This is a genomic window from Prochlorococcus marinus str. MIT 9313 (assembly GCF_000011485.1).
Lineage (GTDB): Bacteria > Cyanobacteriota > Cyanobacteriia > PCC-6307 > Cyanobiaceae > Prochlorococcus > Prochlorococcus marinus_D.
The window spans coordinates 1,643,348-1,663,249 of the sequence record NC_005071.1 but is presented as its reverse complement, the minus strand read 5'-3'; the positions used below and the strand labels follow the sequence as shown (position 1 = coordinate 1,663,249).

Sequence of the window (19,902 nt, the reverse complement as noted above, 5' to 3'; positions counted from 1 at the left end):
CTTATGCCAGTGTGGCAACGTTCTGCCAGTCTTCCCCATAATTTGATCTGAACTTAAACAGATCAGTGCTTTCTCCTGATCTAAATTAATCCCCAGCAGCAGTTTTGGCTTTTTGACTGCCAATCCTCGATTGCTACAAAGTCTTGAAGTGCTTCCGATCGGCAATGCCTCCTAAGGGCTTATATGTAGCAGTGATGGCACCCAATCCATTGATAAAGAGCTTGCCAACGCTCTCTTTTTTCTTGCTGAGCATATGATTGCTCAGCACTTTCCCAGAGCATAAGAAGCAAGGTTGTTGGTTGCATAAGTTTTTTGCTCAGTTTTGATGGATTTAACTATCTTCAGCAAAGCAGCAGCAAAACCAAGAACAACTTTGGAGTTTTTTACAGCACTTTCGTTAGCAGGCCATCTCGGGGTGTAGGGCTAGGCAGCATTTGCAGAGTGAGGTCTTGATCAGGGATCAAGTGAAGTCGCAACTGGTGAAACAAGCCGACCACCATCAAACGTATTTCAAGTTCCGCTAGTGGTTTGCCTAGGCATACTCGCTCTCCCCCCCCAAAAGGCAGCAGGGTTGCTGAACAGCCATCCTCTAGGTGGCGCTGGGGACGAAAGGCTTCCAGATCGCCAGCACCATGACGGTTAGAAGCTGCCAGAGCAACCTGTACCACACGGTTTTTTGGCACCTCCACACCGTCGATTACCAAGGCGCATTTCGTGCGGCGAAAAAACCCTCCCACCGCTGGCGTGAGTCGCATGACCTCAGAAACGACAGCGTCCAGTTTTGGTGCGTTTACCTGGTCGTAGGCAGTGGTGGCCTGCTCGGGTGCTGGAGGCCAGTCAACTCCATTGATTTCCTCTCGCAGCCAGGTTTCCACTTGCGGGTTGAGAAGGAGCTCCCGCATCAGACAGCTGAGCGAAGAAGCCGTGGTCTCGTAGCCTGCGAACAGAAGAAGCAGAAGCTGCTCTACCATGTCTTCGTCCGTTAAAGGAATACCTGCTTCATCGAGACCTCCCGCAAGCAGATCAAGACCACCGTTGCCATTGGATGCTTTTAAAAGCACTTTCTGAAGCCTCCTCAACAACCGTTCCCGTGCCTTAAGCGCTTTGGCAAAGGAGCTACCTGGAAGAGCTATCGGTATTGAGAAGAGGGCTCTGGTCCAGATCTCGAAATCAACGAACAACTCATCGCGATCAGTACCCTCCAATCCGAGAACCGTCGTGGCGATCACCGAGAAAGCGAAACGACGCATTCTCTCTGCGAGAGGCAGAGCTGTTTTTGCAGCTTGTAGTTCGTCGGCAAGATCTTGAACCATGCTGATGATGCCAGCGCTGTAGCGTTGTAGTGCTGAGGCCGAGAACAGTTGGCCTATCACTCTTCGGCGTGCTCGATGGGAGGCTCCGTTGCGGTTAGCCAGCGAATGGCTGCCCAACAGCTGCCGCACACTCTCTGGCCACCAACCTTCTACTGCGTTGGGTTGAGCGAGCAGATCACGAATCGCTTGCCCGCCCTGAATGAACACCATTGGCTGTCCGAGCAGTGATGTTTCAAAAACATTCCCGTGACGCTCAAAGCGCTTCTGTGCAAAGGCTGGATCGCGAAAAAATGCAAACGCTTCAAGTACCCCACTCAGGGCCGCTGTATTGGGAAGAGGGCGAAGCTTGGCATCATCAGAACTCGCCATGACATTTTCTATCCAACAGCAAAGCTAATGGGGCGATAGAGCAAACCTTGAAGAATTGACGAAACACCCTGAAGGAAATAAGGGGCTTAATACGTTTCTATTGCTAAATCACTCGTCCCAATGCAAAACACAGCAAACCCTTGGCATGAAGAAGGGCACCCGCTTTGGCTGCTCTCAAGTGCAGGACTCATTCTCAGGGTGTCTGCGTCCTCAGACTCCTCATTCAAATGGAACCAGGTTGGATTAGAGGCGCAGGAGGAATAACTGCTTCTTTTCAGTTGCCTCCATTGCAGAAGCGAACTGCCTCAGCATTGCTCCTGCCTGTGGCGATGGTTTCCTCTACGCAGCCGTTGAATACCTTGCTTTCTTGTTTGATGGAGCAAACACCCAGAGCAATTGCAGCAAGGGAGATTGCGGAGACAACGGTGGCGGTGATCTGAATGACGCCATAAGCAAGCATTGAGCTCTTTTTGCTGATGCAGTCCTTTTTGGTCGTGGTCTCTTCAGTCATGGATAAGCAAATGTCTGCAAATAGCCTATGAAGATCAATGGCTTCAATATGGGATACAGAAGGCAGTAATAACCACACTCATGGGCTTTTTAATCAGCATGGAGGCTTAGACGGCATCGCAAGACTCAACTTTTAACAAATCTCCTCACCTCATAGTGTTGATCCATTGCTAGGCATCAACTACTAGTTTTCAACTGTATCTATGCCTCATATTATTTGTTTTTATCGATAGCTAGATTTCTGTTTGGATAGTTGATTTGGTCACCTCTGGCAACCAGTTCCTCAAGGAGGTAGTTTTCACCTGGTGTTGTCTCCAGAGAAGCTGATTAGCCTTAAGACACATATATCAATGGTGCTTTGGCTGGATGTCAGGCTCGATTCAACGCAAGAAGCTCGCTCTAACAGGCCAAGCCTCAAAGACATAAGCAAAGGATTGGAGTGTGGTTATAGGGCTTCTAGCAAAACCTCTGCAACGTTAATAGTCTTTAGAGATTTATACGTTTTCGCTGAAAAGATTTTGGCTTTAGATATACTAATGGAGAATTGGGGCGATGGATCAATTGCCAGAGGTGTCACCCGGCGTAGTAGAAACAATTATGGCCTTAATGATCAGTGCTTGGATTTTCATATTGCTAATGCCAACCGATCACAATGAGGACGAGTGATTGGGGAGATTGTTTATTGAAGCCAATTTTCAGGTTCTTTAACTTCATCATCATCATCATCATTGCTGATTGTTCCCTTTTGCCAGGCTTCTTTGTCTTGAATTGAACGGGCTGATGAGGCCTTGGGGTCAAGCAGGGCAGGGCCTTTGGCTTTTGTTTGTTCTTCTTGCTTCCTGTGGCATCCGATTGGGTATGCCTGTATTGATATTAATAGTGAGTTATGTTTGCGATTAAGCTTCTGGCTTGTGATCGAGATGCCTTTCCATTTAAGTGACTGTCTAATGACATTAACTTGCATTCAGGCTCCCCAGTGATAATGGCATCTGAGATAATAATTATTAGTTTAAGCCTTGATGATGAAGTGGTTGGGTGGGAGGTATTGAAAGGCTCAGGGATTGAGGATTGTTTTGCAGATTGTGGTGACTAATCTCAGTATTTCAAAACTCTCGAAACCATTTATTATTGGTGCTCAATGCTGACTTCGATAAAGTTTAGTATTAAGCTCTTGGTCGATGGCGGTTCACATTTATTGCAGTTATTTATGTTCAACTCATCCTTCGGGGTTGTCAATTTTTCTTGGAAGTTATCTAGCTTTTCTGCAACACCTGAAGGGCTCGTCGTGAACCCTCCTATTCCGATTGCGTGGTGTTGAACATAAAGCTTGAATGACAGACACAGCATGTGGCTACAGTTTGCTGATGGACCCTACGCCAACCACGAAGTTCATCACCTACTGCGCTGAGCAAGAATTTGGAGAAGATGCTGAAGTTACAAGAGTGAGAGACGAACAAGGCAGAGCACCTTGCAGGGACAACAAGTACCTCATCGTTAGTGCTCAGAAAAACTTCTATGAGTTCAAAGGGCTGGTCAACATCAATGGCATCACATTCGGATTCAAGGCCAAAACATTCAAAGCTCAGCAGCCCGAGTGGTCGTTCACTCCAGAAGCCCTTCTTAAAGAGCGCAAGAGCTCCACATAGTTTCCCCTAGGCAACAATGGTGGAATGGAACAAGGGGATCCCGAACCTTTAGCCACCGTTGCAAAAGCGAGTCGCCCTGGGGAGATCGTATTGCTTGTAACTGTGCATCTCAATAATGCAGTAAACCCTGAGAATTGCCTCAGTGGCAACTGGAACCTGGGTTAGGGCGAGCAGGGCCAATGCTAGTCCTGTTCCTGGGGCATGGATGTTTGCGGTAAACCAAGGCTTTTTTGTCACGGAATAGCTGTGCGGTTAGAGATGCTTAAAGATCAAGCAACTCTGCCTCATAGATTGGCTTTGCGCTTATCCAATTTTTAAATGCTGGGTGATGTGGCGGTGGTAAACCTTCAGCTGCGCTTCCAACACGCAAACCTTGGAGGTGCTAGAGAGACGCCCATAAGTGGCATTACCGCTTAATTTTTAGCCTTCAGGCATCGGCGCTTAGGTGAATACGGCGGCATCAAATCAGCTCACGAAGGGCTTTCTCTGGCCAGCATTGCTTGGGGATGTTGCGAAGCATCTTGAAGTCTTCGAAGTCAAAACCTGGACCAACACAGCAGCTCACCAAGGTATAGGCACCTTGGCTGCAAGCAGCTTGCCAACATCCTGCGGGGATCATTTGCATTGGCTGTGCTGCATCCAGAGTCAATCTGACGATTTCATTGCTAATTGGATCTAGTCGCCAAAGAGAGAGCGGTGCTCCCTGAAGGTGAATCCAGATTTCATCTGCACCATCAACGCAATGCCAACAACTTTTATCATCCTTGCCTAAGAGAAAAAAGATCCCTGTGATGGCATTGCGTTGATGACCATCACTTCGTTTTACTGTCAGATCACTTCGGATGACTTCCCGGTACCAGCCTCCCTCGGGATGTGGGGATAACTGGAATTGCTCAATGAGTCTCAAGATGCTGCTGTCTTTCAATGGATCCGAGAGATTTTTTGCATGCCCTCAGAGTAGTCAGAGTGTTCTTGGTGGGAGGAGGTGTGGGCGTTTTTATTTCTTTGCGTCAGTCATTTCACTTGTCTAAATAATAATGAGGGTGTTGGCCTGTGTGGTGAAGGAAATTCATGCTTAGGGAATCAGTTTGATGTTAGGGACCTTTGCCGTAGCCTTGATTGATAATGATGAGAAGAATTTGCTGAAGAGAACTTGCTCACGAGAACTTTTGTGATGAATAGCGGTAAAGATGCACCTTCAGAATTCAGTAATGATATGAATAAGGAATCCTTCAGAAGGTTTTGCATTGGCAAGGGTGATCGTGTAGCATTTGAACAGTCGGAAATTTATGATGACTGATCAAAAGCGCGATGCGGAGTCGCCCTTGGCAAGATTCATTAATTGGGTCAAAGGAGTAATGGGAGGTATGGGAACCGCAGTTGTGTCTGAGAAGAGTAAAAACGTACCGCCCAATATTGGCGCCCAACCATTTAAGGATAAGCCAAAGAAAGGAATTTTATGAACCGATGAAGAGACGGCAGCCCACGACTGACTATTAGAAGACATCATCTTTGTCTTATCTACAGTAAGAGCCGCATCTTGAAAATCGACTAAAATGCTTTAAGCTTTTAGTACTACTTCTTAATATATATAGTCAGAGATTGCATGGTTAGCTTTTTATTATTTGATCCATAAAGCCTATGGATTAATAGTTAATAGATTTGTATGTGAAAATTGCAAAAGAAACATTGATGTACTCAGTTATGGATTGATTTTTATTTCCTTGAACTGCTCAAGTCAGGCTGGATAAGATTAGTTAGTCACTAGAGGCTAACAAGTTGCTCAGGACTCCTTTTCACGCTTGATGGACAAGATCATAAGTTATGCAAGTCTCACACAGGGTTGATGATATACTCCAGTTGGATGACTTCAAATGGCGGATTCTTTTCTCATCTTCTACGGAGGAGATCTTGCCGGAGTCACACTCGGCCGCTTCAGAGCATCATTCCAGCAAAAACTTCTTTTTCATAGTTTCTAAGGGCGAGGCTGCTAGGAGAATTGGGTGTAGGAGGTATGGTGCGACTTAGCCTCGTAGAGAAAAGCCTTGGCTTTCCCCCCTTTCAATGTCTGGTTAGGGCTTTTGCTCATTGCGATTGGCGTATGCGTGGGCATTGAGTTTCAGGTTCGAGTTGATTCAGATTCAGATGAGTAGATACCACTGCCCTTTCTGTTCGAGTCGCTACCAGATTCATCAGCAACGTGCGGATGGTGTGATGGTCTGCGGCCAATGTGGAGACCCTTTAGTCAAGGTGCCACTCATTAGGCCGACTCAGATCATTGGGTTAGTAGCCGCTGCAGCATTCATTGCACCCTTGCTGTTGATGGTATTTGTGTTCATTCAAGACGAGCAACGCCCTGAGCTCAAGCGTCCTTTATCGAAAATGGCAGCGGTGTCTTCTCCTGTAGATATTTGTTCTTGGCTTAGTTGAATCCTTTTACGATGTCTTATTTTTAATGTGCATGCAAAAATTTAACTGGCTTTGTGGCCATTGCCGGTCGTGCGAACTTTGAGGAGTAAAAAATATTAATTAAGCTTTTTCTGCCTTTAAATGTCACCTGCTTGCTGCAAAGGTGTTCTTTTTGCTTCTATTTCTTTGCATTGTCCATGTCTTAGGGAATGGATCATTCCCCATCAGAATTCAGTTTTAAAGTTTTATGGGATGAAGTTCTATCAATCTCAGAACGTCAGTAGTGAGCAGCTGCGTCAGCTTGGTTGACCTGCGCAGTTACCTTTAGGTGAAGTGGAAAAGGGCTAGAGCTCATATTCCTGCTCAAAACGCTCCAGTAGCCCCTTGTAGAGGGCCAGGGTCCCCTCTGTCTCCTCGCAGAAGCCCTTCAAGACATAGCTCTCTGAAAGGTGAGAGGCTGCGGCGTTGATCTGCTCAAAGCCGGATAAATATTCACCTTGTGTCTCTTCATCGGCGATGTCGTAGATCATTGCCATGACCAGCTCCACCTTTCTTTGAGCCGCTGCGATCTCGGCTTCCATGTCCTTGCTGAGTTTGCGGCGCTTCCTCGGCATCTCTTCCTCTAGATCAAGAAAAGAGATTAAGGGAATGGCCGTTTTTAAGAGGAACCTCTTTGCTCAGAGGTTGGTTCTCATAGCGATTGATGCTGATCTAGAGATCAACCAGTGCTTAAAAGCTCAAAAATTTAATTTTGCTCCGGATCAGAGCTGCCTGCAATCAGCATTAAGACTGATTGCCATCAATGGCTGACAAGGCCACACTATGTACATCGAACACGGAGGCGCCTAATTGGACGACACGCCACCTGAGTACGCAGCAGAAGCAAGCTGACTTCTGGCCCCTGCTCCAACAGTCTCAAAAAAATCGCGGGCTAATCGTCTGGTGCGACAAAGTTTATTTGTGCGTCAAGCCAGTCGATCCTCCTCTGCATCGTCCTAGGTGCCCTTAAAGGAGTTTTGACAGCCACACACCTGGACAAATGGCCCCAGGTGCCAATCCTCAGAAGCTTCGCTTAATCACTCATCGACATTAAAAACCGACCCCCCCCCTTCTAGAGTGGGTCGGTTTTTTTATGCATAGAGGCAGCTTTTGTCTTATGCCATGACTTTGCAAGTGGCTCAAATGTGAATTGAAATGGCCGCTACTTTTGTTAACCACTCATTTAAATTGGATTCAAAATCTGAATGAGGATAGATTGCTCTACTAATTTAGTTGTGCGATGAAGTGCTTGCAAGAGCTGAACACTAATTTGGAAGATCAACACCATGATTCATGCCTTCTAGCAACTTGGCTTTTTTTCACATGCATTGAGTGAAATATTGCAAAGGTCTACTAGCCTATCTCGAATCTGAGTTTCTCGTTGCTCCTCTTCTTTATAAGTGCGTTGGCAAGTATCTGCAAATTTGCAAAGAGTTTGATTGAACTTGGAGGCGGTAGAGGGCTACAAGCTGTGGAGTCATACTGCCCAGTTGAGGATGAATGCGAGCGCAAAGCCAGTTAAAAGGCCAATCGCCCAGCTCAGCCAGAGCATCTGGTAGCTGCTCAATCGAAAGTGTTGCTGAATATTCTAGTGCGGCACTTCTGTCTAAGGTGATTAGATCCACCAATCAGTCCTAACAGTGATACTCATTGTGTGGATTTGGTATGCGTTTAAACCCTTAGAGTTAGTTGTGCTCATGTTGATTCACTCCTCATCAATCCAGTCACATTCACTTATCGCTTGATCAACGCATGGTTTGGACTTGGTTCTCTTGGCCAGATGGGACAGCGCTAAAACAACTCAGCGAGCATTGCTAGGATGAGGTCAATTGCAACTTGATGATTTCAATCACCACAAGTGATGCGAGGCTCGCCATTGCAAATCTCCCGTGCAAGATCTCGACTTGGCTCAATCGGGCGAAAGTCATGATGGAAAACCCTCCTAACGATCAAAGAGAAGAGCCGTCGGTGCAGAAAGGCTGCGGCTTATCTCTATTAAATAAAGACAGGTCTCTCAATCTGGGTCAATAGGTCAATACACTGGACAACTAGTTTGATCGGTAGTTGATCTAGATCAGTAATGCATTAAAAGTATCCAACACCAATATGCTTGAGCTAGATCTGGCTTGCAACCTTGATTTCATTCGACTTAACCGATTTCTTCTTGTATGATTGCGGATTGCGCAGACCCCCCAATTAAAATTGGGGGGTCTGCAGAGGTTGTGTACTCTTAACTCGCTAGTCTCTTGTTAGAGTCTACGAATACCAAAGGTACTTAGCATTCTCAAGAGGGCCACGTAGGTGTCTTTCTTAATGAGTTCCAGTGCATAGAGAGCTTTGAGAAAAGAACAGAGCCGAACTAACTTAGAACTAGAAAATGTGATTAAAATTGGCCAGTCAATTCCGTGGATAAGTCTAGAGTTTGTTGAAAGCGAGGCTAAGAAATGTCTCCCAGAAAGGATATCTTCCTGGCTTTAAATGTTTGTACAAGATGAGTAGGCATTTTAACTAATCTCTATCAAATTCCTGGCATTGCTAATTCCATTGTTCTGAGGAAGGCCCTTGGCCTGAGACTCCGAAAGTATTCATACATGCTCCAATGATTATGCATATAAGTGCTGTTAATGCAATCCCATAAATTATTGGGGTGATAGATCTTCTGGATATGGCGTAATATATCTGGACAAGAGGAATTCAAGCAGATGACAATGCATAACCCCAGCCAGTGGCCTGTTGACGTTTTCTGAAATCTAGGATTTTTTTGGAATGAGTGTGTATGTACCATTTAACCTACTCAAGAACTATTTAATAGCACAATATCTTTATTGTCTTCTACATATTGAAGCAAGTCAAGAATAGTAGAGCAAGCAGCAGATGCTGAATTGCAGTTACTGTTACTCATAAGCGTGTAACTTATTTCAACTCTTTGCTCAATTGTTGGCTGATCATTCATGAACCCTTTGAGTAGCCAATATGTTTCTGCCTGCAAGCATATATGAAGTAAACTATTGCTGAGAAATTGAAATCAACGTTCTTGCATATTGAGTCTACTCTCTCAGTCTTGGAGGATGTTCGCATCAATACATTTTCTCATCCATTAGTTGCTAAAAATCCGCCTTCTTCAGGGTTGATTAGGATCTCAACTTCTGAAGTTAGAATAAAATAAAGCCCTTAATTTGATTCTCATGCTTTTTATGGTGCGCAGTAAGAAGTAATTTTGTTAGAGTGTTTTTACTTAATTCATCTGTTGCCTGCAAGCTTCATGCAACGTTTTGCGCTTGTAGACTGAATGTTTCATGAAATAGTGAGATAATTTACTTGGCTTGTGTATCCCTTAGCTAATGCACGTGCTTGACCGCGATATTTTGTTGCCCTATTATGATGTCTTGGTAGTTGGCGCTGGGATTGGTGGACTAACAGCAGCGGCACTTCTGGCTAAGCGTGGTTACAGAGTTTTGGTGGTAGAGCAGCATTATCTCCCTGGTGGATGCGCGAGTATCTTTCGCCGTCAAGGGTTTACATTTGATGTAGGAGCTTCTCTCTTTTTTGGGTTTGGAGAAAAAGGCTATAACCCACATCAATTTGTGATGAATGAGTTGGAGGAAGACATTACTCTTGTGCCGATGGATGAAACCTTCACTATCCATCTAGATCAGCAAACCAAAGTTTCTATGTATACACAACGTGAAAGATTTTGGGCAGAAATGTGTTCTTGTTTTCCACACCAATCAGAACAAATCAAAGCATTACTAAGTGAATTCGAATCTTTTTATAATGAGTCATTGGATAGCTATGGAGGTCAGTTTTTTGCGCCAGCGGAAACGCCACCGCAACATGGCATCAATTTGATGTTTACGCGACCTTTTTATTTAGCAAGGTTGCTTAATTATCTGCTTTCAACTCAAGAGCAACTATTTCGACGCTTCACACGTGATCCGCAGATTCTCAAACTATTTACGCTTTTAAATCAAAATATGACCACTTGTGGATTGGACCAGACACCTGCCATCGCCGGCCCAATGATCCACGTAGAATCTTACACAGGTGGTTGCTATTATGCTCAAGGATCACCACAGACTCTGGCGAATAAGCTAGAAAAAGCTATTCATAAATATGGTGGAAAAATATTATATCGTAATCGCATTGACAAGATCTTAATTAAGAATGGGAAGGCGATTGGCTGTCAGCTTGAAAATGGCCTTAAGATTAAATCTCATACAGTAATCTCAAACACAACCGTCTGGAATCTCTATGGTAAGTTGATCGTTCGCAGCATATCTCCCGCAGAAAAAGAAAGTGGGCAAGGAAATTTAGGCCAAGTTATAGTGTATTTGGTGTTTATCTTGGTGTTAAAGCAGAAGCTGTCCCCACGACGATTAAGCCTACACAAATTCTGCCCTTTAATGACAATGGCTCTTCAAGTTATCTGACAGTCTACGTCACGTCGATGTTGGATCCTGAAGCTTCTCCGCCAGGGACACATACACTCTGTATATTTCTACCGGAATCTACTCCAGAGATCACACTGCCAACCGATGGTAAGGATAAATATCATAACCGTACATATCGAGATCAAAAGCAGAAAAAAGCATCCGCAATTATTGATTACTTAGAAAAGAATTATTTCCCAGAACTTAAAAAACATATCTTGGTTCAGGAAATAGCTACCCCACAGACGATTCAGCGCTATACCCTTAAAAGTCATGGCTCTATTGGTGGTCCACAGGTGAATATGAGCCAAAGTTATATGAGTCGGCTGGCCGCTCGCAGTGATTGGCAAGGGCTTTATTGTGTAGGCGATTCCACCAGTCAAGGGATCGGCGTAGTGTCTGTGACTGTGTCCGCAATCAGTGCAGTCAATGCCATTTTAAAGGATCTTCGTCAACCTCAATATCTACCATTAAAGCATTATCCTAAAAATTATGTTCATTTTGCTAAAGCCTCTCTATCTCAAAAACAACATTCTGCGGATTTGATTCCTGACCATCAGAAGATAAAAACTGTGGAATTAGATCCCCGATCTTGTTTGTCTCCGCGCTGCGTTCGTGCGGGTCCAGACAGTACTCATCAAGCCCATATCGCTCGTCTTGTCGAAGCCGGCAATTGGCTAGGTGCAGCCCAGTCCTTACGTGCCGTTAATCCATTTTCAGAATCAACCTCTTACCTTTCTCAATCAGACGATTTTTGTGGCTCGTCATGTTCGCAATCGTTATGTCCTGATGCTTCTATTCCCATTAAGTCATTAAATCGCTATGTATGCGAGAAAGTCCCCAACTACATACCAGAGGCAGCTCCGGATAATGGTAAGCGAATTTCTATTGTTGGGGCTGGGCCTGCTGGTCTAACATGTGCACATTATTTGGCGCGTTTGGGCTACCAAATAGACATTTACGAGAAGAAAAGTGAAGCTGGAGGGACGCTGAAATCGATTGCTCTAGTATCAAGGATTCCTCTGTCAGTATTACATCGTGAAATATCAAACCTATTATTACCTTCTATTAGGATTTATTTTGGTCAATCTTTAGGAGAAGACATTACAATTGCTGAGCTTAGGCATCAATATGATGCACTCTTTTTAGCCTGTGGTCTAGGAGAGAAGCAAATTCAGACTAAAGATGTCGATCACGATTTTAACTTGATTCATGGGTTGAAGTTTTTAGACCAATTTACTCAGGAGTCAACTATTGTTAGAGGGAAGACCTTGACAATAGTTGGCGCTACCTACCTTGCTATGGATATCTCAAAGTTGGCAATTCAAAACGGTGCAAAGAAGGTTTATCTGATTGACGAGCAGTCTGAATTTCAATCGAAATCTCAGGCTAAGCGTTTAAATGAAATGCAAGAACTTGGAATTGAGATTCACTCCAGAATAGATCCTTCAGCTTTCTCTAAACTCTGTAGTTCTTCTCATCAGGTGATCATGGCAGGTTTGGAACAACAGCGTATTGAGGCTCAATTAAGGGAGCATCTAAGTTCAAGCCTTTTGGTTGATGTTGATGCCTTGGTTGACTTAGACACGCTACAGGTTCTGGGTCACGTCAATGTATTCGCCGGCGGAGATATCATTAGAGGCTCCAGTAGCATTCATGAGTCAATTAGAGACGGTCGCAAGGCAGCAGCAGAAATTAATCATGCCTTCATGATCAAGCAATCTTGATTCATGGAATAGACATTTCACGCTTTAACTAATAGCATTATTGAAGATGGAGTATATTTTAGAGGTCAATCAACATGAGCCGATGCTTCTTCGTCTTGAATAATTTTTTGCGATCTTTTTAATTATCACCGATATGAGCTTTATTAGTGTATTGATGCTTGAACGACAAGACGACTTTCTCCGAGCTGAACGGGAATTATTTCAGTGGTGCATTCGGATCGAATCAGAGGATGAGTTTGATGTAGAGCTCAAACAGATAGCAAAAGAAGAGGCTGATCATCGTAGATCTTTTCATATTCCCAATGGTTGAATGAATTTGATACTTACTATTGATAATGATGAGATTTTAAAGAAGATTTATCAAGCGCCGAATGGAGAGAGAGTCTCCGGAAATGCTTAGCTTTTTTCATTTTTTTCTGCTAACCATTGCCCCCATAAACACTGTCTGCAAAGGATCATAATCCTTGATAGTTGAAGAGATAATCCGACTTGCCTAAAAGCTTGTTAGTGCGTTCCATTGCTATATTAAATTATTCTTCGAAGTGACTTTTGCAGCCTAGAGTACCTTTGAAGGAACTTTAGCCAGATTTTCCAGGTACTACCTTGAAACGCATTGTAATATAAACTATAGGAAGAATGCTAATGCAAGGAGACGATTGCAATGGATAGAGTATGGCTTTGATATTAGTATGAAAGTACTGAGCCCTTCGCCATGTGATTCGGCTTTGATTTAGAGATCAGAAGAAACACTTTGTTGATGTTCAAGTGTTCACTGACAAAGCCTTGATTTTTTATTCAATCAGCCTTGGCCTCGAACTGTCAATAAGCCCTTGTCAGCTCAATAAAAAGCAGGCAAGGAGTCATTGGAAAGCGATTGAGGCTACACAGCAGTCCACGGCCACTGATGAACCACCTAACTGGTTTATTTTCTCTTGCGCATCCGTTCTGGAATAAGATGAATGTGAGGTAACTGCTCATGATTCATTTCACTCAAATTTCAACAGCCCTGATCGTCCTCCTTGGCATGGTCTTTATGTCAAAGGTGGTCATGACGCTTGTAGTTGACTTCGCTTTGCTTTCAAGCCTGAAGAGCCTGATGCGCTTGATGGTGAGAGGTGGCTATGTGACAGGCCGCACTTTTGGCATCTTCTATTGGCGATACCTGCATGGTCCGCTCCGTTTGTCTCTGATCCAGCTCGTGGCCATTAACGTCACTCTAGTGATCCTTGCCTACGATGCTTGCAGGCATATCTGGCAGCATCTCCTTAAGGTAAGGCCACCATCAGTTGCCCGATTCACTCCAGCTCATTAAATGATGATTGTATTGCCAGAAAGCTAATGCTAGCTAGGTCATCCCTATTGATTTAGAATTCCAAAAACCTTTATTAAAATCTTGATTTCTCCCTGATAGTTGCTGCAAGTATTTTACCTAAGCTATTTACGAGTAGGCAGAAACCAGCTTCTGGTTTTTCTCATGCTTGAACAAGGGAGATAGCCTCCATGACAAAACCGCTGCGAAGATCCGCTGCACAATAAATGCGCTTAGTACAGCTTAGTGATCCTCATCTTGTTGCCTTTAATCAACGATTGGTGCGAGGTCAAAATCCTCTGTTGAATTTTCAGTGTGCATTGCAACATGGAGCCTCTCATTCCCCGGATCTGCTTTTGATTACTGGTGATCTTTGCCATGACGAAACCTGGTGTGGGTATATTTTGTTGCGTCATGAATTGCAGAATCTTTCTCCATCAATCAAGGTTGCTGTTCTTCCTGGCAACCATGACAACCCTTTGTTCATCAAGGCGGCTCTTGGACGCCATGCCTTTACAGCCCCAGCAGATTTGAATGTGGATGGTGTTCGTCTCATTCTTCTTAGTAGTCATGTCCCAGGTCGAACAGCAGGTCAACTTGGTGAATCACAACTGCAATGGCTCGATGCGCGCTTATCAGATTTTCAGCAATCTGGCAGGCCATTAGTGGTGGCGGTGCATCATCCACCTTTGCCGATTGGCTCTTCCTGGTTGGATGCCATTGGTCTAGTGGATGGTGAGGCGTTGATCAAGCTACTCACTCCTGTAGACGAGTTATGCGCTGTGGTATGTGGCCATATCCATCAGCACTGGCAAGGGGGATTGCCTGGGCGTAAAGATGTGTTGGTGCTTGGCTGCCCTTCCACTCTTTGCAGTTTTAAGGCTGTACAACCATGCCTTCTGGGTCGAGAAGATGAACCTGGTGGGCGTTTGATTGAGTTGGATGAAAGGGGCAACTTTTTTGAAAAGCTCCTGCGATGGTCATATCCCGATCTTGACCAGGCTGATGCGGGTCGATAACCAAGGCAGAATCGATGCCCTTATGTTGTGAGTCCTAATATATCTTTCTAAGACATAAACTAATTCTTGACTCACAATACAGTTATTACTACAGAGATTAAGGCTGTGATCTATTGATAAATGCGCGAATTCAATCGATTCTGCTTTGGCAGCGTGTAGACATAATTATAGATCGATTGATGCAAGAGAAGATGTTGTCCACTCATCTATTAATGCTGCCCTCTATCCAAGAATAATTGCTGTCTGAGGTGGTCTTTGGTTTGCAATAGTAATGCAAAGCTTTAGAGACAAAATCTCTTCATGAACATGGAAGATGTAGATCAAACTAGTATTAACTCTCAGTCTTGACCGACCTCATTATTAACTCTCTATTTGATACATGTCTTGCCTGGTCACCACTTATTCTTGATGAATAGAAGGTGAACTATCATTTTATTTTAAGTCTTTTCCAGTTAGCACGCTTGAGGGCTATTTGTTTTGATTATTGATTGTTCCAATCATCCATCTATCTGCTGGCCGGAATAACCCGTTCTGAGATTCCAGAACAATCAAGGCTGCTATATGTATCTACGCCAGTTTTTGAATTCTTGCCTGTAGCTCTTGCGCAGAGTGCTTTCTGTTCTTGCTTGTCAAGTAAGGCGTTAGTGAAGTCAGCCCCATCAATTAAAGCACCAGCGAATTCACTCTTCCTTAGATTCGCGTTGCGTAGGATACTTTCTGAAAGGTCGGCATTGTCAAAACGAGTGGCGTAAGCCAATACATCCTCTAAGTTTGTACCGTGGAGATTGGCATTCTTCAGGGACGTTACGCTGAATGTCGATCCACGTAGATCAGCCTCGCTTAAATCATAGCCGGCAAGATCATATTTTACAAATTCCGCTGTTAAGGGTTTACCATCTTCAACTTGTTCGAGAAATGGATACTTTTGGCTGAGAGTATCTAGGTTCTTCCTAGTCTCTAGCATCGAATGATCAGCTCCACCCTGATCATTCTCCCACATACTTGGATAAGTGGCATCAGCTGCCAAGGGCAGGGTCAGATAAATAGAAGCGGTAATTGGGATGAGTATTCCCAGTATTAGAGATCGCAGTACTGACGACTTAATCTTCCACATTGGCTTGCATCGTAGAACCATCTGGCCATTATTAATATCTCATTGGAAGCAAATAATTGCTGTATTCAAGTTGCCAGTTGAACGTAAAATATCTACAGCTTGAGGTAGCTCTTGCTACTTCTTGCGCCTGGTCTAGTTACTGCTTATTGTGTGATTTGACAAGTGTTCTTTATTGCCATTTCTTTCTCTCCTTGAAGCTTAAATGTTTTTCTGGCCAGCGAATAGCCATTGGTTCTTTTCTATGCATTGCCAGAAATTATGATTGCTTTGTTTTCATAAAAAGTCATTTTATTGGAAAGTTGATTTTCCAAAGCTGCCTCAGACGCATTTGATTGCTTTTGGCAATACCAGAATCATGATTATTTTATTCTCAAGTTCCATCCTTAATGGTTGGCAGCAATGCTCCTTGCGGTTGTGAATTCATTATTCTGAAGCCATCACTTCTCTGTGTTGGAGGCATTCGCCATAGTGTTTAGATCGTGTTCTTTATTTAGATGTTCCTCTACGTCTTCATGTTGATGGCCTTGCGAATTGTTGAGAGAGCTCTTTCTTGGCAGCGATGAGTCTCTAATCCATTGCATTGTAGATTTCTGCTCCATGGGGGTATAGAAATTAGCAGCTTTCGTTAAAATATTGGTAGCAAATGTGTATTGGTCTGTCATCGCTATTCACGCAGCTTCTGTTGATTCTGGTGATGAGGTGATGTTGATGATTGCTGCTAATCCAATACATATAACAGTAAGAAAGCCGCAAAGTTCTGTCCAGCCAAGCAGTCCCCATCGAGTTACTGCTAGAGGGGCTACAACGGTGATCACCCCACCAGAGAGAATTGGTTGCAGGATCAATTGTTTGATCGAAAACACAGGTAAGGCTTTTGTCAGGTTGCGGGGATCGGCCAGTCGTAGCAGCAAAAGGCCACTCGCAGCTACTCCAGTGGCCTGTCCGAACTCGGTGATCGAGCGCTCGAACCATTCCTCGCGCAGTGTGAACCTGGCCACAAAGAGCATGATCAATAGATTCCAGGCCAGCCCTGTCACAGATAACACAGTTAGCGGAAGCCAGTCGTGTTGCAGCAGCGGCAGATTCAGGCTTGCCATTGCGGTGGTGATCAGCAGGTCGGTGGCCAGGATGCCGATTTCACGTTGCAATAACTGTGATACCCATTGAGTTTTGCCTGAGACTTCCAGGGCTAGTCGGATCAGTAGTGAACCCCCTAGTGCAAGAGGAAAGACTGGGAAGACGTGAATGACTTGCCGGTAGAACTCCCCCAGCCAAGGGCCCAATAATCGCAGGCCTTCGAGCATTAAAACGCCGCAAGCCACAGCGGCTCCAGCAAGGCCAAGATTGACGGCCAGCAGGCGAAGTTGTTTGCCAAAACTCGTTTCTTCTTCAACAGCTCCTGTGTCTCCGATTTCTGTGGGGCTATGGGGGGCAACCCATCCACGCCAACGGCCGAAAATCACCAGGACACTGCCCAGAAGGGTTGATGTGAGCAGGCCCACTGTTGCCATTGCCAGGCCAAGATCTTGGCCACCAGGGAAGCCGAGTTCGCGAAAGCTTTCACCCATAACGGCCGCTGCCCCATGGCCGCCCTCAAAACCCACTTCAATCAGGCAGCCCATGAGCGGATCAACCCCCAACAGGGGAATCAACACCAGTAGGACCGCTAGTCCCCCCACTAGGTATTGACCAAAACCGAGCATCATTCCCAGCATGGCCTGGGATGCCACAGGCTCCCATAAGCCTTGACCTTTCGGGAGGGGGCGCCCGAGCATCAAGGTGGCGAAGACCAGGGTAAGCAACGCTGTTGGGACTTCAGTCCAGATGTCCGTTACGCTCAGTGGCAGCAGGGGTAGGGGGCCATAGGGCCCCAGCAGCAGGCCTGCTGTGCCGGCCAACAGGGCAATAGGCAGGCCTAGTCGCTCCAGTCGCAGGGCAGGTTCGAGCCTTCGCCCCAAGCTCAGCAACAAAGCCAGCACAGTCAGCAGAATTAGGGCCAGCCACAAATTGGTTGGCTGGGTGGCATGGAGCAGGCTTTGCAAGCCGTTAACCATGGGAGCCGTCTAGTGGCTTTAGATCAAAGCAGCGGTTCAGATGGTGTTTTGTGTTCTGGAGAACTTCGATATGTATTGCGCCATCGTGAAAGCCATGACTGTCGTATGCCAAGGGTTTTAATTTCAGCGCTCCTTTTTGGCTTGCATGGCTGGAACTGAGAGCTTGTGCCTGCTCAGGCTTGGGTGTTGTGTCGCTTTTGTATGAGTGGATTGGCGGCGAGTGCTTCATTGCGGGGAGCCATTGGTGTTGCTGTACTTGTTTCTGCTGGGCTAGTTCTTGATGCTGAATCCCCGCTGTTGGCTGAGGCGTTTGCAGTGAGTGGCTTGTCTTCTTTTAACCAATCAGGGTCAGGTAGAGCACTATGCAGGGCGCCCTGCAGTAGATGTCCGATGGCCATGCTCCTGTCTATAGCGTAAACATCGCAATAGTCATCCAGGCAACCCAAGACCTCCTCCTGAAGTGAGATCTCAATTCGCGTAGCTGTGTGACGATCGTTGGGTGGAGTGCTCATCAGTTGTCATCTCGGTGTGTTTATGCCGATTTTCATCGACCAAGCTGGGGAAATGAGTAAGGGGAGGGTATCGCGAAGCGCTTGAGGGTCTATCGACTTGCAAGCTCCCAATCCAGTGATGGGGTATCGCATTGCCCAAAGAAAAGGCATTTCTTTTAAGACAGATCACCTGTTGAACTCAGTAGGGTTGGGGTGGCTTTTGGGATTGTTGTCAGAACGGCGCATCCTGATCTGAAGCTGATGAGCTGTTCAGAGCAGCTTTGACACCCTGCTGGAGACCTTTGCCCCTTGGAAACAATCGAAGCCGATGTGGTGATCGTGGGTGGAGGCCCAGCTGGTTGCAGCTGCGCGCTTTACACATCGCGTGCCGATTTGAAGACAGTCATCCTTGATAAGAATCCTGATGTAGGCGCCTTGGCTATCACGCATCAGATCGCGAATTATCCGGGCGTTTCCAGTGAGATGAGTGGTGAAGCGCTGCTGGCTTTGATGCGTGAGCAGGCCGTTTCTTTCGGCAGTGATTATCGCCGTGCCCAGGTTTTTGGTGTGGACGTAAATGGTGAGTGGAAAACGGTGTATACCCCTGAAGGGACTTTTAAGGCAAGGGCGCTGGTTGTAGCGACTGGCGCTTTGGGGCGCCCAGCATCATTTAAGGGAGAGGCAGAGTACCTTGGCCGTGGCGTGAGCTATTGCGCTACCTGTGATGGTGCTTTCTATAAAGGACGTGAGGTAGCTGTTGTTGGGGCAAACAAAGAGGCTGTTGAGGAAGGACAGGTGCTGACCAAGTTCGCCTCGAGAGTGCATTGGCTTACCACGAGTGACCCCAAGGAAGATGACGCGCACGCGCAAGCGTTGATGACTCAGCCCAATGTTCAACACTGGAGCCGCACAAGATTGATGTTGATCGAGGGAGATGATGCTGGCGTGACTGGCATCAAGTTGAAAAATCGGACTCAGGAGACAGAGCAGGACTTGGCCGTTGAAGGTGTGTTTGTTTACATGAGTGGCTCTAAGCCAATTACTGATTTCTTAGGTGATCAGGTGGCTTTTAAAGAGGATGGTGGCGTTGTGGTCGATGACTTCATGGCCACAACAGTGGACGGGGTATGGGCTATTGGTGATATTCGGAACACCCCGTTTAAGCAGGCAGTAGTGGCCGCATCAGACGGTTGTATTGCAGCAATGGCGATCGATCGCTTCCTGAATAGCCGCAAGGGGATTCGTGTTGATTGGGTGCATTAGTGAGAACGCACCTTCGACCAGGCCTTGTCTTTCGGATCTTTTCTGCATGGCTGATGATTTGTTCGATCAGGAAATTGACTTTAGAGCTTGAAGGATGAGTTTTTGTGTAGAGTAAGATGAATTAGCAGTCATCTTTAAGGCGATTAATTTAATTGATTTACATGCTAGCTAAAGATTAAACTTGAACCCTGGCAATTCTGGTAATATCA

18 protein-coding genes are annotated in these 19,902 nt (G+C 45.5%); 8 read left to right on the top strand and 10 right to left on the bottom strand.

The window, feature by feature from the left end; genetic code table 11:
- Window positions 1–383: 383 nt before the first annotated feature.
- Window positions 384–1,682 (bottom strand): cytochrome P450, encoded by a 1,299-nt coding sequence (locus AKG35_RS08350; RefSeq protein ID WP_011130932.1) that lies wholly within the window; start codon window positions 1,680–1,682, stop codon window positions 384–386.
- Between the two features lie 274 nt (window positions 1,683–1,956).
- Window positions 1,957–2,193 carry a hypothetical protein gene (locus AKG35_RS08345; RefSeq protein ID WP_041384596.1) on the bottom strand — a complete coding sequence of 79 codons (237 nt, stop codon included), beginning with the start codon at window positions 2,191–2,193 and terminating at the stop codon, window positions 1,957–1,959.
- A 304-nt stretch (window positions 2,194–2,497) separates the two neighbouring features.
- On the opposite strand from AKG35_RS08345, the gene AKG35_RS08340 reads away from it, so the two are divergent.
- Entirely contained in the window at window positions 2,498–2,848 is a 351-nt protein-coding gene (locus AKG35_RS08340) for a hypothetical protein (RefSeq protein WP_011130930.1), read from the top strand.
- A 23-nt stretch (window positions 2,849–2,871) separates the two neighbouring features.
- Here the strand turns inward: AKG35_RS08340 and AKG35_RS08335 are convergent, their stop codons facing one another.
- The gene (locus AKG35_RS08335) at window positions 2,872–3,156 is read right to left on the bottom strand and encodes a hypothetical protein (protein WP_011130929.1); all 285 of its coding nucleotides are present in this window, start codon (window positions 3,154–3,156) and stop codon (window positions 2,872–2,874) included.
- Window positions 3,157–3,523: 367 nt separating this feature from the next.
- On the opposite strand from AKG35_RS08335, the gene AKG35_RS08330 reads away from it, so the two are divergent.
- Window positions 3,524–3,838 carry a hypothetical protein gene (locus AKG35_RS08330; protein ID WP_011130928.1) on the top strand — a complete coding sequence of 105 codons (315 nt, stop codon included), beginning with the start codon at window positions 3,524–3,526 and terminating at the stop codon, window positions 3,836–3,838.
- A 48-nt stretch (window positions 3,839–3,886) separates the two neighbouring features.
- Here the strand turns inward: AKG35_RS08330 and AKG35_RS12995 are convergent, their stop codons facing one another.
- Both AKG35_RS12995 and AKG35_RS08325 read right to left on the bottom strand, forming a co-directional pair.
- A complete protein-coding gene (locus tag AKG35_RS12995; protein ID WP_063434826.1) occupies window positions 3,887–4,075 on the bottom strand; it encodes a hypothetical protein in 189 nt (62 codons plus the stop codon).
- A gap of 223 nt (window positions 4,076–4,298) precedes the next feature.
- Window positions 4,299–4,763 carry a cupin domain-containing protein gene (locus tag AKG35_RS08325; protein WP_011130927.1) on the bottom strand — a complete coding sequence of 155 codons (465 nt, stop codon included), beginning with the start codon at window positions 4,761–4,763 and terminating at the stop codon, window positions 4,299–4,301.
- 1,220 nt (window positions 4,764–5,983) lie between these two features.
- Here AKG35_RS08325 and AKG35_RS08315 point away from each other — a divergent pair.
- Entirely contained in the window at window positions 5,984–6,268 is a 285-nt protein-coding gene (locus tag AKG35_RS08315) for a hypothetical protein (protein WP_041385181.1), read from the top strand.
- A gap of 323 nt (window positions 6,269–6,591) precedes the next feature.
- On the opposite strand, the gene AKG35_RS08310 is transcribed toward AKG35_RS08315, so the two are convergent.
- Window positions 6,592–6,861 carry a hypothetical protein gene (locus AKG35_RS08310; protein ID WP_011130926.1) on the bottom strand — a complete coding sequence of 90 codons (270 nt, stop codon included), beginning with the start codon at window positions 6,859–6,861 and terminating at the stop codon, window positions 6,592–6,594.
- A 1,239-nt stretch (window positions 6,862–8,100) separates the two neighbouring features.
- A complete protein-coding gene (locus AKG35_RS13795) occupies window positions 8,101–8,214 on the bottom strand; it encodes a chlorophyll a/b-binding protein (protein ID WP_080502867.1) in 114 nt (37 codons plus the stop codon).
- Between the two features lie 1,419 nt (window positions 8,215–9,633).
- Between AKG35_RS13795 and AKG35_RS08295 the strand changes: the two genes are divergently transcribed.
- From AKG35_RS08295 to AKG35_RS08275, 4 genes are all read left to right on the top strand, one after another.
- The gene (locus AKG35_RS08295) at window positions 9,634–10,716 is read left to right on the top strand and encodes a phytoene desaturase family protein (protein WP_157859864.1); all 1,083 of its coding nucleotides are present in this window, start codon (window positions 9,634–9,636) and stop codon (window positions 10,714–10,716) included.
- Window positions 10,717–10,733: 17 nt separating this feature from the next.
- Window positions 10,734–12,443, top strand: a complete 1,710-nt coding sequence (locus tag AKG35_RS08290) for an FAD-dependent oxidoreductase (RefSeq protein ID WP_011130924.1) — start codon at window positions 10,734–10,736, stop codon at window positions 12,441–12,443.
- Between the two features lie 976 nt (window positions 12,444–13,419).
- A complete protein-coding gene (locus tag AKG35_RS08280; RefSeq protein ID WP_011130923.1) occupies window positions 13,420–13,755 on the top strand; it encodes a hypothetical protein in 336 nt (111 codons plus the stop codon).
- A gap of 224 nt (window positions 13,756–13,979) precedes the next feature.
- A complete protein-coding gene (locus tag AKG35_RS08275) occupies window positions 13,980–14,771 on the top strand; it encodes a metallophosphoesterase family protein (protein ID WP_011130922.1) in 792 nt (263 codons plus the stop codon).
- 505 nt (window positions 14,772–15,276) lie between these two features.
- Here AKG35_RS08275 and AKG35_RS08270 read toward each other — a convergent pair.
- From AKG35_RS08270 to AKG35_RS08255, 3 genes are all read right to left on the bottom strand, one after another.
- Window positions 15,277–15,798: a pentapeptide repeat-containing protein gene (locus AKG35_RS08270; RefSeq protein WP_236069580.1), complete on the bottom strand. Its 522-nt coding sequence runs from the start codon at window positions 15,796–15,798 to the stop codon at window positions 15,277–15,279.
- Between the two features lie 755 nt (window positions 15,799–16,553).
- Entirely contained in the window at window positions 16,554–17,939 is a 1,386-nt protein-coding gene (locus AKG35_RS08260) for a sodium/glutamate symporter (protein WP_011130920.1), read from the bottom strand.
- A 173-nt stretch (window positions 17,940–18,112) separates the two neighbouring features.
- Window positions 18,113–18,451 carry a hypothetical protein gene (locus AKG35_RS08255; protein ID WP_011130919.1) on the bottom strand — a complete coding sequence of 113 codons (339 nt, stop codon included), beginning with the start codon at window positions 18,449–18,451 and terminating at the stop codon, window positions 18,113–18,115.
- Between the two features lie 288 nt (window positions 18,452–18,739).
- Between AKG35_RS08255 and AKG35_RS08250 the strand changes: the two genes are divergently transcribed.
- The gene (locus tag AKG35_RS08250; protein ID WP_011130918.1) at window positions 18,740–19,693 is read left to right on the top strand and encodes an NAD(P)/FAD-dependent oxidoreductase; all 954 of its coding nucleotides are present in this window, start codon (window positions 18,740–18,742) and stop codon (window positions 19,691–19,693) included.
- Window positions 19,694–19,902: the final 209 nt, after the last annotated feature.